The organism is Aquitalea sp. LB_tupeE, from assembly GCF_013391415.1.
Taxonomy (GTDB): Bacteria; Pseudomonadota; Gammaproteobacteria; order Burkholderiales; family Chromobacteriaceae; genus Aquitalea.
Genome location: NZ_JACAXB010000019.1, coordinates 46,103 through 58,293 on the forward strand (window position 1 = coordinate 46,103; position 12,191 = coordinate 58,293).

General features: G+C 53.6%; 8 protein-coding genes. 3 read left to right on the forward strand and 5 right to left on the reverse strand.

The window, feature by feature from the left end; translation table 11 throughout:
- Nucleotides 1-83: 83 nt before the first annotated feature.
- From HWX34_RS21305 to HWX34_RS11120, 5 genes are all read right to left on the reverse strand, one after another.
- On the reverse strand, nucleotides 84-3,926 hold the full coding sequence (locus HWX34_RS21305; protein ID WP_304506137.1) for a glucosaminidase domain-containing protein: 3,843 nt from the start codon (nucleotides 3,924-3,926) through the stop codon (nucleotides 84-86).
- Between the two features lie 2 nt (nucleotides 3,927-3,928).
- The gene (locus HWX34_RS11105; RefSeq protein WP_178972298.1) at nucleotides 3,929-4,309 is read right to left on the reverse strand and encodes a hypothetical protein; all 381 of its coding nucleotides are present in this window, start codon (nucleotides 4,307-4,309) and stop codon (nucleotides 3,929-3,931) included.
- Between the two features lie 1,211 nt (nucleotides 4,310-5,520).
- Complete coding sequence (locus HWX34_RS11110) at nucleotides 5,521-5,778, reverse strand: hypothetical protein (protein ID WP_178972299.1); 258 nt, start codon at nucleotides 5,776-5,778, stop codon at nucleotides 5,521-5,523.
- 882 nt (nucleotides 5,779-6,660) lie between these two features.
- Complete coding sequence (locus tag HWX34_RS11115) at nucleotides 6,661-7,842, reverse strand: FAD-dependent monooxygenase (protein WP_178972300.1); 1,182 nt, start codon at nucleotides 7,840-7,842, stop codon at nucleotides 6,661-6,663.
- Between the two features lie 116 nt (nucleotides 7,843-7,958).
- Nucleotides 7,959-8,891: a LysR family transcriptional regulator gene (locus tag HWX34_RS11120; protein WP_178972301.1), complete on the reverse strand. Its 933-nt coding sequence runs from the start codon at nucleotides 8,889-8,891 to the stop codon at nucleotides 7,959-7,961.
- Between the two features lie 249 nt (nucleotides 8,892-9,140).
- Between HWX34_RS11120 and HWX34_RS11125 the strand changes: the two genes are divergently transcribed.
- The 3 genes from HWX34_RS11125 (at nucleotide 9,141) to HWX34_RS21310 (ending at nucleotide 11,977) form a co-directional block, all read left to right on the forward strand.
- On the forward strand, nucleotides 9,141-9,752 hold the full coding sequence (locus HWX34_RS11125; RefSeq protein ID WP_178972302.1) for a short chain dehydrogenase: 612 nt from the start codon (nucleotides 9,141-9,143) through the stop codon (nucleotides 9,750-9,752).
- Nucleotides 9,753-9,822: 70 nt separating this feature from the next.
- Nucleotides 9,823-10,707, forward strand: a complete 885-nt coding sequence (locus HWX34_RS11130; protein ID WP_178972303.1) for a DMT family transporter — start codon at nucleotides 9,823-9,825, stop codon at nucleotides 10,705-10,707.
- A 202-nt stretch (nucleotides 10,708-10,909) separates the two neighbouring features.
- Nucleotides 10,910-11,977 (forward strand): carbonic anhydrase, encoded by a 1,068-nt coding sequence (locus HWX34_RS21310; RefSeq protein ID WP_255496679.1) that lies wholly within the window; start codon nucleotides 10,910-10,912, stop codon nucleotides 11,975-11,977.
- Nucleotides 11,978-12,191 lie beyond the last annotated feature (214 nt).

Genomic DNA, 12,191 nt, shown 5'->3' on the forward strand with positions numbered 1-12,191 from the left:
CTGAATCACCATCCAGAATGAGCGCAATACAGGCAGCAAGCATGGCTTGCCACCTGACTGTTCAACAAAGAGAGCTGACTGGATTAATGACTCACCGCCAGCAGCACCTGGCCATTGCTCTGCTGACCACTCACCCAATGGGTCTGGCTCGCGGGTGGCGGCGCAAACGCGCTCATGGCCTGTACAAATTGGGCGACGTCGCTGTTGTACAGCGTGCGGCCATCGGCGGTTTGAATGCGTTCTATCTGGTTATCCGTGCCGCTGCTGCCCGGGATGTACCAGTCCTTGATGGTGAGCCTGTCGGTACTACCCAGCACCTGGATTTGCAAATCCATACCTTGTTTGGAGAACCACAAATCAGTCTGATTGATGCCATTCAATTGCAGGGTGTCGGTATTGCCCAGCGTGGCGTCCTGATCGATGATCAGGTCCTGGCCATCGCCACGGTCAAATACATAGCGGTCGTTCCCGGCCTGACCAATCAGTGTGTCATTGCCTTTGCCACCAGTCAGCACATTATCGCCACGGTTGCCGATAATCTGGTTATCCAGCGCATTGCCGGTGGCGTTGATGTTTTCTTCCCATAGCTTGATGGGTTCGATGGTGTAAATGGCGTATGCGTTGCTGACGTTGGCATCGCGGCGGAAATCAGCCAGCGGGATATAACGGGTCATGTCGCTCACCAGGCCACGGCCCGAGTCGGCAATATAAAAGCCATTGATGTCGCCGCTCCTGGCATCGCAGGCCACGCCTGTGACGGTCACCACATGATTGGTGCTGCCATCGCCCAGATAAGCCGCGTCGTCCCACAGCTTGCCACTATTGATGGCCATGATCACGCCGCGGCCTCCCTTGATCAGGTTGGCAATGGCCTGTTCGTTATAGCCTGCGATGAGGCCATTACGAATGCCATAACTATCCAGCAAGGCTTGTTGGTCACGGTAATTGCTGCCTCCGCGCTGGTAGTCGGTTTTGACCGGGTCGGTCACACACCATTGATTGTCTATCGCGCGCTGCACCACCTGGCCTTCGCTCAGGGCGAGATTGGCCTGGGTGGCCAGGTTGGCAATGCTGGTCAGCGCGCAAGTGCCGCGGAAACCGGGAACGGCATTGCCTTGCATATAATCCAGTTCGTTGGCCTTGGGATAGCCATACACCAGAATCTCCACCCCGTCGGCCAGGCCCTTTTCCGGTTTGGCAAAATCCAGCAGGGTGAGGTTCTCGACATGCTCGCCCAGGGTATAGCTGATGCTGGCGTAGACGGTATCCACGCCCTCGCCAGCCAGTTCAATCACCTGGTCACCGGCATTGTCGACATAATAAATATCATCGCCCAGGCCGCCTATCATGGTGTCGGCTCCGGTGACACCGTCCAGGATATTATTCTGGCTGTTCCCAATCATCAGGTTGTCCAGGCTATTGCCGGTGCCATTGATGGTATAGCCTTCCAGCAGGCGTAATTCCTCGATATTGGCATTCAGAATGTAATTGACACTGCTGATGACGGTATCGTAGCCCTCATCCCGCTGTTCCAGCACCACATCATTCACACTGTTGACGATATAGGTATCGTTGCCCTTGCCGCCTTCCATGCGGTCAGCTCCGGCCCCGCCATCAATATAATCATTGCCGATGCCGCCAATAATGGTGTCGTTGCCGGCCCCGCCATACAGGAAATTATTGTCACGCGCACCAGCAGGCAGGGGCGTTTCATTATCAGCCATGCCGCCGACAATAAAGTCATCGCCATCACCACCATAAATCACATCATCGCCCGCACCGCCAAACAGCCGGTCGTCACCGGCCTCGCCGTACAGCCAGTCATCTCCCTCATCCCCTTGCAACTCATCGTTGCCGGTACCGCCCCATAACTGGTCATTGCCCAGGCCGCCTAGCATCAAATCATTACCCGCCCCGCCATACATCACATCATCATCGGTTTCGCCTGCCGCCAAGGCCTGCTTGCCATCATTACTTGGTGTGAACCCCAGCATGATGTCATCGCCATCACCCCCCCACATGCGGTCATTACCCACGCCACCAAACATCTTGTCGGCACCGCTGCCACCATCCATCACATCATCGCCATAGCCACCATTGAGCTCATCGTCACCGCTGCCACCATCCAGATAATCCTGGCCCCAACCGCCTAGCAGAATGTCATTACCCGCCCCGCCAAACAACACATCATCATCGCTTTCACCAGGGTCCAGGGTTTGTTTGCTGTCATTCCCCGGGGTGAAGCCCAAAAGCAGGTCATCGCCATCACCGCCATTCAGCACATCATTACCCACCCCGCCAAACAGTCTGTCATTGCCGCTCCCCCCGTCCAGCACATCATGGCCACTCCCCCCATTCAACTCATCATGGCCAGCCCCGCCTATCAGGGTGTCGTTCCCTTCCTGCCCCAATAGAAGATCATCACCACTGCCCCCATCCAGCCAGTCATTGCCCGCACCGCCATCCAGCTCATCATCACCTTCTTCGCCATAGAGGCGGTCATCCCCGGCATAGCCCAATAACACATCATTACCGGTGCCACCCCACAAATTGTCGTTGCGATCCGACCCGCCCATCAGGTCGTTGCCACCACCGGCATAAAAGTTCTGGATCAAATCCAAATTGAAATACTTGCCATGGTATTGGGCATAATAATTGATATCGAAACGGTCATCGCCTTCGGTACCAACCAAATTGCGCTGGTCGCTGGAAATCTTGATTTGATTCGAGGCCCAATCAATCCATCCAAAAGGAACTATTTTTATCCAGAAACGATTGTCAGTATTACGCAGCGTGGCATAGTTGCTGCCTGATGCAGCGGGCAGGGTAGGCGGGGATTTGCGATCGGCGATGACCGCCGTACTCTGCGCCAGGGTTTGCCCGACTGCCTGACCCGCCGTATAAAAGCCCACATCGCGGGCACGCATGGCCTGCAAACCAAGCCCACTCAGCGCACTGGCCAGGCTGATGTTTTCACCGGCCTGTACCACCCCATCCTCATTGCCATCCTGCCAGGCAGTCAGCCCATCCAGCTCCGTCCCGCTCAGCTTGCCATCTTTATTAGTATCGCGTGCCAGCAATTGCGCTGCTGAAACGGCCTTGCCATTGCTGTCCAGCACGCGGAAGGTTTGTTTGGCAATAGAGGGGGCATTATCGGTGGCGATGGCTTTGCTTTCGTAGAAAGCGCCGATGGGGTAGTAGGGAATGCACTGGTTGCCAGTGTCGATATAACTATAACTAGAAAATCCTAGTAATTGTTCGGTAATTAAACAACTGAAGTCGCTAGAGTAAGAACTTGGTAGTATTCCCTTTTTTTGGTAATCAATAATGATTTTTTCAGCTAAAATGGCTTGGTTTACATCCTGCAAATCGTAGCTGGCGCCATTATTGAAAGTGATGATGTATTCATCAGAGAAAAGTAGTTTGTCTTCAAGAAATATTCCGGTTTTTTGTTTTTGAGCCTGCAGGATGCCAGCTTTCATTGTTTTCCCGTTGAAAACATTGATTAGATTCTTAGCGTAGTTAGGATCTGTGGCATAACCTGCAGCTTGCAATGCTTTAGCCTCAGCTTCTAGGTTGCCAAGAATGCCAGGCTTGAACATATCTTTATATCGTGGATTCGATTTGAGAAATGTAACTCTGTCTTCAAAGGATTGATCGTACGAATCGTAGACTCTGAATTTGGCTGTTACTAGAACATATTTTCCATTCAGGAATTCATTGGTTGTGGCTGTGACAGTTTCACCTTTCCATGATGCATCTGCCTTTATGTTAAATAAATTGTTTGAATCTTTTATTACTTTTTTCCCCCAGCCAGTTTCTTGAGCGGCTTGTGCTAGCATGAGTTCAAGAGAAAGTCCAGTTTTCTCAGATGCTTTCTTTGCAGCTTCATATATTGAAGTAATAAAATCAGTTTGTGTGCTCATTTTTAATCCTCCGGTTCGATGATTGAGACTTGGCGGTTTGCATCGACTTCAAAGTTTTTCCATAGGTGTAAATAGCTTATTTCATCAATATAGACAGTTACTTGTAGTGTACATGTGCTGCTTTGTTGGAAAACTATATTTTGTAGTAAAAATGCGAAGCGTGTCGTTTTTGGAAGCTTTGAAGCTAGATCGCGAAACACATTACTTTTGGTAACTATTTTTATGCTGGCATTTATTAAAATCTTTTTTTGTGATGATGAAATGCTTTTGCACTTATTGGGGAGGAATGCTTCTGCAAATATCTTTGGAGAGCTAATGCTTGTGAAGAAAGTGATAGTTATTGCAAGAAAGCGTACGATGTGTGTGTATTTGCTTTTTGCCATTGGTATGACCTATTAATATGTGTCTTAATTTGGTACTTTGCCGCATCATACTTAGTAAACGTACAGTGTCGGTTTAATATTCGTGCTGAATTTGTACCCTGACTACAAAACTCTTTATTTCCACTGCTATGGAAAATTATGTGCGTATGGGAATGTACGGCGAATGGTCAGGAAAAGGAATCGTAATAAGGGTGGCTTCTGGTGGTGTTTGAAAATTACTCCGTATCATGAGTGGCTACATCATTGATTTTGAAATTCTCAATATATGCAGCGATAAGTTTTATAATTCACAAAAACAGCTGTTCGAATTATGATGAATTAAGTCAATGTAATGAACGCTAGTTTTTTATGATGAGGAGTTAGTACATTAAATAGAGTTGTCTTGCTGGTGTAAATTGTCTGTTAGGTCAGTATGGTTATATGTTCGAGGTGATCTAGCGGGCTGTTGCGTTGCTTTGGTTAATGTGCAGTGAGATGATTCAATACCAGCCAATAGGCTGGCGCAGCGTAGAAAGATAAATCTATAGAAGGGATGGGTGGTACGGAGTCAGGCAGAAAAAGAAACTGAATCGGGCTGAGTGTACTGAATTTGATTTGGAATTTTCTTATCTGAGCAACGATATAATCAATTTACTAACTATGGCTGTAATCATAAAAGCTCTTTAAATCACCACGATCTATCATGGCTTGGGCATTGTTCAATTGTTGCAGTGTCAGGCTATTGGGCATGGTAGGCTCCTGCGTTCGGGTTAGCGAATAATGAATGAATTAAAAAGATTAGTGATGCCTTTAATGAGGTCTGGCCAGTCGGAAACGTCGACTTTGGATTGCAATAGCAAAGTTATCTCTACTTCAATCAAATCACTATTTTTCTTTGCGGGTAAAAAAATGACATTGTACAACTGCTCGTTGGGTTAGGGTGGGGGGGGATTGCAATCCATTTTTGCATCTAATATATGTAGATAATTTCTTATCAATAAAATACTCTCTTTGAAATTTCCCGTAATCAGAGCTTGGTGGATTGGCAGAAATGTAATGTTGTAACCCCCAAGCCAGATTGGGATCGCGCAGAAGCTTGCCATATCTTGACTCATAAAAATCGTCCCACCATTTAATCGGTGAGCCAAATTTTGCATCTTCCGGTGGGCAGGGTTTTCTATCCGCCGGACAATCAAGACTAGGTTGTCCCAGCTTGCCGCGATAACGAAAGGTTACCCAAATCCAGCGTTTTCCAGTGGAGTGGTTTTTTGATTGTTTTCAAAAAGGCGCACGTCCTCCCAGTCGGACCAGGATTCGATGGGTTTGAAATTATTACGCCGTACCATGATGGTGAAATAGCTGAGTTCGCTCTCCAGCGTGGGAATGGGTGGGACGTTCTGATAGGTTTCTTTACGCCATAAATCAAAGCCCTTGTAGCCGACTTCGGTAAATTGGTATTGCTTTGGAATGGCCAGCTTGATATCTCCCATACGTCCGGCAATAGGGCAGGTCAATTCGGTATAGGGATGCCTGGCATGTCGTGGAACGCCGGGTCCGCAGACTTCCGGTTTTTCTCCTGAGCAAGCAGGCAAGGCCAGGCAGAGTAGTGTTCATAGTGCAAGGCGATAAAGCCAATGACAGCCCAAAAGGTAAGGCATGCCAAGGGTAGCTATGTCTGTCATTAAGGGGGTGATCCATTTGAGTTGGGATGAGCGATGAATAAGGATGCCATTCACTTTGTCATGTGAAGGTATAGTGAAACGAGATAATGGGTATACCTGTATAAAGAACAGGCAAGGTGAACTGAATTAAGAAAATAAGCAGTCGAGGTGCTGATTATGGCTGAAATTTTTCTGGAATTTTCTTGTTATCGCTTGTGTTACCATTTCACACAAACAAGATTGATTTTCTAAATTTATTTGGTTGAAGTCTCATTGGCGTAACTGAATGTTTCATCAAGTATTATTGAAATGAATGAATCATGCTTGCTCGAGCAAGGGTGGTGGTATAAAGCTGAAGCACGCCGATTGCAGGCTATTTGTTACGCATGCAATTTGCCTGTACTTAATAAGTTTGATGCTGTGAAATGGGCGGTGGTGTGTTTGGTAGGGGGGGCTCAATGTGTGTGCAATTTCTCTCTCCCGGGCCATGGTGCAGCTGGTATGAGGAGGGATTGAATGCAGGCAGGGTGTTAAGGCAAAAGTAGTGTTTGGTGGTTGCCGCCGAGTGTGTGTCACTGAGTGGTTTCGGTGTGTATTGCAGAAGGCTTGCTGGCCGCCAAAGGGTGGGTATGGGGGGGGCTGGTTGGGGGGTATTGCGGCAAGAATAGGCACAACAGGGCCTTTCGGCTCTGCTGTGCCGGATGAGCTGCCTTAGCGCGGCAGGCCCAATGCGTAGCGGATGACTTCGCGTTTGAGCGGGCCGGCCTTGTCGGCCAGTTTCAGCCCCAGCTTGCGGGCGGCCTTGAGCGGCGGAATGTTGTTGCTAAAGCCGAAGCAGAAGGCGTCCATGCCGGTCTGCATGGCCAGATTGGCCGGTTTGCGACGTCGTTCGTAGGCTTTGAGCACACTGATATCGGCAAAGTCGCGGCCTTCGCTGACGGCGCGGCTGATGATGTCGGCCAGTTCGGCCACATCCTGAAAGCCAAGGTTGACGCCTTGCCCGGCCAGCGGGTGAATGGTGTGGGCGGCATCGCCAGCCAGGACCACACCGTCTTTGGCGTAGCAGGCGGCATGGCGACGGGTGAGGGCGAAGGAGCCGCGCGCCAGCAGCTGGCGGATGCCGCCGAGTTTTTGCGGGAAGGTGGCGCTGAAGGCGGAAACCAGTTCTTCGTCGCTGAGCGCCAGCAGGCGCTTCACCTCGGTGGGCGTGTTGTACCACACCAGGGAGGCATGCGGGCCGGTGAGCGGCAGGAAGGCTTGTGGGCCACTGGCGGTAAAGCGTTGCCAGGTGATGTCTTGCTGGCCGTATTCCATTTCGCAGCTGGCCACCAGCGCATGCATGGGGTAGTCCCAGCTGGTGATGCCGATACCGGCTGCATCACGTACTTGCGAGCGGGCACCATCGGCGGCCACCAGCAGGCGGGCCACCAGCACGGTGCCGTCTTCCAGCGTGACGCGGGATGCCTTGGGTGAGTAGACAATGCTGGCAATGCGCGCCGGGCAGATATAACGGATGTCGTCTTTTTCTTGCAGGCAGGCGGTGGTGGCCAGTTGTACGATGCGGTTTTCCACAATGTGGCCCAGCGCATCCACACCGGCTTCGGCGGCATCAAACAGGGTGCCGTTGCTTTCCTGGTCCTCCCATACCTGCATGCGGCGGTAAGGTGCGGCGCGCATGGCCAGGATGCGTGGCCAGGCACCCAGGCGTTCCAGCAAGCGGGCGGATGCCGGGCTGATGGCAGAGACGCGCAGGTCGGGTGCTTGTGCGGGGTCAAACGCCGGGGGAGCGGTTTGCTCCAGTACGGCCAGCTTCAGGCCCTTGCCACTGAGTGCAGAGGCCAGGGCGCTGCCCACCATGCCCCCGCCGACGATCAAGATATCCAGATGTTCCATTACAGCCCTCATGTGGCGCATTGCGCCTGATTCTCGTTGCAGTATTGCGCGCGATTGTGCCAAAGGCGGCTGCGGCCAGCTTTGGTCTGGATCAAGCGTGGGGCTGCTGCCCGGTTTCAATCACCAGAGTAGAGCGGGCGTTCTTCCAGCACGGCGCGCAGGCGTGGGGTGACGTGCTGGATGAAGGCTTCGTATTTTTTCGGCAGGGGCTGGCGGTAGGGAAACACCAGATACACCGGCCAACTGCCGCCTTGCCAGCCTGGCAGTACGCGTACCAGATGACCGCTTTCCAGATAATGGCTGGCCACATAGTGCGGCAGCAGGGCCACACCGTGACCGGCGATCAGGCCGGAGATGAGCGAGGCGTACTGGTCGCATACCAGCATGGGACGGGTGGTGATGGATTTGAGTTCGCCGTCTTTTTCCAGCCGCCATTCCCGGCCATAAACATGATGGCTGTTGAGCAGGATGCGGTGGCGGCACAGGTCGTCCGGGCTGTTAAGCGGCGGGGCCTTGGCCAGGTAGTCGGGCGAGGCATAGGGCGCTTCCCAGACAAAGCCCAACGGCTTGGCCACGAGGCGGTCGTCGTGCACATTGCGCGAGCGGATGCAGAAGTCCACGCCGTCGTTGATCGGGTCTTGCAGGCGGTTTTCTGCGCGCAGTTCCAGTTCCAGATCGGGATGGCAGGCGGCCAGCTCGGACAGCATGGGGGCCAGCAGGTATTGGGCAAACGATGCGGTGGCGCTGATGCGCAGCGGGCCTTCAATCAGGCCTTGTGCTTCTTCGATATCCGGCCCCACTTTTTCCAGCATCTCGCGCAACTGGCGGGCGTGCTCGGCCAGGCGGCGGCCGGTTTCGGTCAGTGCCACGCGGCGGGTGTTACGCAGCACCAGCACGGTGCCCAGTTGCTGCTCCAGCTCTTTCACCAACTGGCTGATGCGGCTTTTGGCGCAGCCAATGTCATCGGCTGCGGCGGTAAAACTGCCTTTGCGCGCCAGGGCATCAAACGCCAGCAGGGCATCGGGTGATGGAGTGGGATTTGTTTTCATGACAGAACAGTGCGTGGGTAAGGGCAATGTATTTGGCGGCGTTTTTCACGATATTAGCATAGTGATGCCCAGTTTCCTGAACAGTGCCAGGAATTTTCTTGGCAGGCCGTCGCCCAGGCAGATTTGCACCATATTGTTTCTAATTTTGAACGGTTAAGTTTTTTTATTGGGATTATTCTGGAAAATTGTCCTGTGTATGATTGATTGGCATGATTTTCAGAACGATGTGCAATCAAGAAAGGCAAGGCAATGAAAGTACTGGTGATTGGTGGACGTGGTGTGATCGGTCGTGCCGTGGTGGCATTGTTGTCCGCGCAGCATGAGGTGCTGGTGGGCGGGCGTCATGATGCTGAAGTGCGGGTGGACATGACCGACCCGGCCAGCATCGAGGCCATGTATCAGGCGCATCCAGACCTGGACGCGGTGGTGGTGACCGCCGGCCATGTACCGTTCAAGCCCTTGCAACAGCTGAGCGAGGACGATTGGCAGTCGGGCCTGCACGACAAGCTACTGGGGCAGGTACGGCTAGTGCAGATCGGTGCACGCCATCTGCACGCGGGGGCGGTATTCGTGCTGACTTCTGGCCTGCTGGAACGCGAGCATATCCATGGTGGCAGTTGCGCCAGTGTGGTGAATGCCGGGCTGGCGGCCTTTGTGCGCTCGGCGGCACAGGAGCTGTGGGGACAGGCGCGGGTGAATCTGGTCAGCCCCGGTGTAGTGGCGGGGGATGCGCGCGGTGCCGATGCCTTTGCCGGTTTCATGCCGGTGAGCCGTGAGCAGATTGCCCAGAGCTATCTGCGTGCCCTGACCCAGCCTTTGAGTGGCAAGGTGCTGGAAGTTTTTCCTGAAGTCACGCGCTAAGGCCGGATATGGGAAAATGAGCGCCGCCGGTGATAGGCACCGGCGGTTTTTCTTTTGCCATGGATTGCTCATGTTGCCCACTTTTGCGCTCAGCGCCGCCATGCTGCTCTGGGCCAGTGCCTTTATCGCGCTGAAAATCGTCTTCGCCGTATTCGACCCGCTGGCGGTACTGTTTGCCCGCATGGTACTGGCCAGCTGCTGCATTCTGCCCTTGTTGTGGCAGCGGGCAGGGCGCTGGCGTTACCAGCGTGGCGACTGGCGCTGGATGCTGGCTATGGGCCTGGCCGAGCCCTGTCTGTATTTTCTGTTTGAAGCTCAGGCGCTGGTGAATACCAGTGCGGCACAGGCATCGGTGATTACTGCCACTCTGCCCCTGCTTACCGGGGTGGGGGCCATGCTGTTCCTGCATGAAAAAATGAGCCCGCGTGGCTGGCTGGGGCTGGTTGTTTCCTTTGCCGGGGTGCTGTGGCTGACCATGGACAATCAGGTGTCCGCGCAGGCTCCCAACCCGGTATTGGGCAATGTGCTGGAGTTTTGCGCCATGTTGTGTGCCACCGGCTATGTGCTGATTGCCAAACGCTTGTCACTCCGCTATTCGGCACTGGCCATCACCAGTATGCAAACCGTGCTGGGCAGCGTCTGGTTTGGCTTGGCGTTGCTCACTCCCTGGGGGCATTGGCCCAGTCATTTTCCGCTCTGGCCCAGCCTGATGGTGGTGTACCTGGGGGTGTTCGTCACCCTGGGGGCATATGGCCTGTATACCTGGGCGGTCAGCAAGATGCCGGTGTCGCGGGCATCGCCCTTCATTAATCTGATTCCCTTGTTTACCGTGTTGCTGGCGTGGTGGCTGCTGGATGAAACCCTGGCTCCGGCACAATGGCTGGCCTGTTTGCTGGTATTGGGTGGCGTGTTGCTGGGACAAGACAAGATTTCAGCCAAGCAGTCTGAATGTTAAGTTTGGTAAAAACTGGTCGATATGACAGATAACAAAGTGCTGTACCATCGCCTGCGCAAGGGGAAAAGCGGCGTTGCCAGCAGCCTGACACTATAAATAGCACTGGGTTTGCCGGCCAAGACCGTCGCTCGACCATTTTCTCTGACTGGGGGCGGTTCCAGGGGAATGGCTTCTCTAAATCAATAACAGGATGCAAGGCGTGATGAACAAAACATGGCAGATCCGTGCGCAGCAGGCGGCGGCAATCCTACTCGGGTGTGGTTTGCTGGTATCCGTGGTGCAGGCCGAAGAAAAGGCGGCAGCTCCTGCCGAACACGGCAAACCGATTGTCTTGCCGGGCAAACCGGCGGCATCGGCTGCGGCGGAAGCAACGACCAAGACCATTGTGTTGCCGGGTAAGCTGGCGGCATCCATGGCGGCGGCACGGGCCAAGCCCAAGGAACCGGAAACCCTGCAGCCTGAAGTAAAGCAGGGCGCTGCTCCACAACTGAAAACGCCACTTGGCCCCAGTCCGGAAGTGCATGCCCCCGGCGGTAGCGGGCATGAGGCGAAGCGCGCGGCCAAGCCACGCCGTGCCAAGCCCAAGTCAATGCTGCGCAAACCGGAGGAGAGCAGCCATGACGAACATGGCCATGGCTCCGAGGTACAACAGGTACGTGCGGCCGTCAGCACCATCCTGCACGACAATACTGATTACATGGCTCACCATAATGCCGGCTACTTCAAGACCTTTGCCGACAAGCAAACGCCCCGTGCTACGGTGGTCACCTGTTCCGATTCGCGCGTGCAAAGCGAGGTGATGGACAAGAGCGCGGTCAATGACCTGTTCATGGTGCGCGATATCGGCAACCAGCTGGCCACTGCCGAAGGCTCGGTGGAATACGGCGTGCGCCATCTGCACACCCCGCTGCTGATTTTTGTCGGCCATGCCGCTTGCGGAGCCATCAAGGCTGCTTCCACCGATTACAGCAAGCTGGAACCGGCTATCCGCAAGGAGTTGGCCACCATCAATATTCCGCAGGGCATAGACCCCACCGATGGCGCGCTGCTGAATGTGAATAACCAGGTGGAAAGCGCTATCCTGAAGTTCTCCGGCGAGGTGGAAGGCGGGCATCTGGCTATCCTGGGGGCGTTCTACGATTTCCGTAACGACCTGCGCCAGGGTGCCGGCAAGTTGATCATCACCAATCTGAACGGTGAGACCGATCCGGGCAAGATTCGCGAACTGATGAAGCAGGGCCAGTTCTTCAAATACAGCTTCATGCGCTGAGCGCAGCACTTTTTCTGTACCAGAACCGCCACCGCGTTGACCCGCGCTGGCGGTTTTTCCTTTTCTCATGCCTGGTTTTGTAAGTGACAGACTACAGCTGGGCTGAATCAAGTATTAACTGCGGTGTTGTTGCATGCTGTTTTTATCTGCTGACAACTTATTTACTTGGCCTGGCGCAAAACGATGGACAGTTAAAAAGAGTAATCTGCCTTCA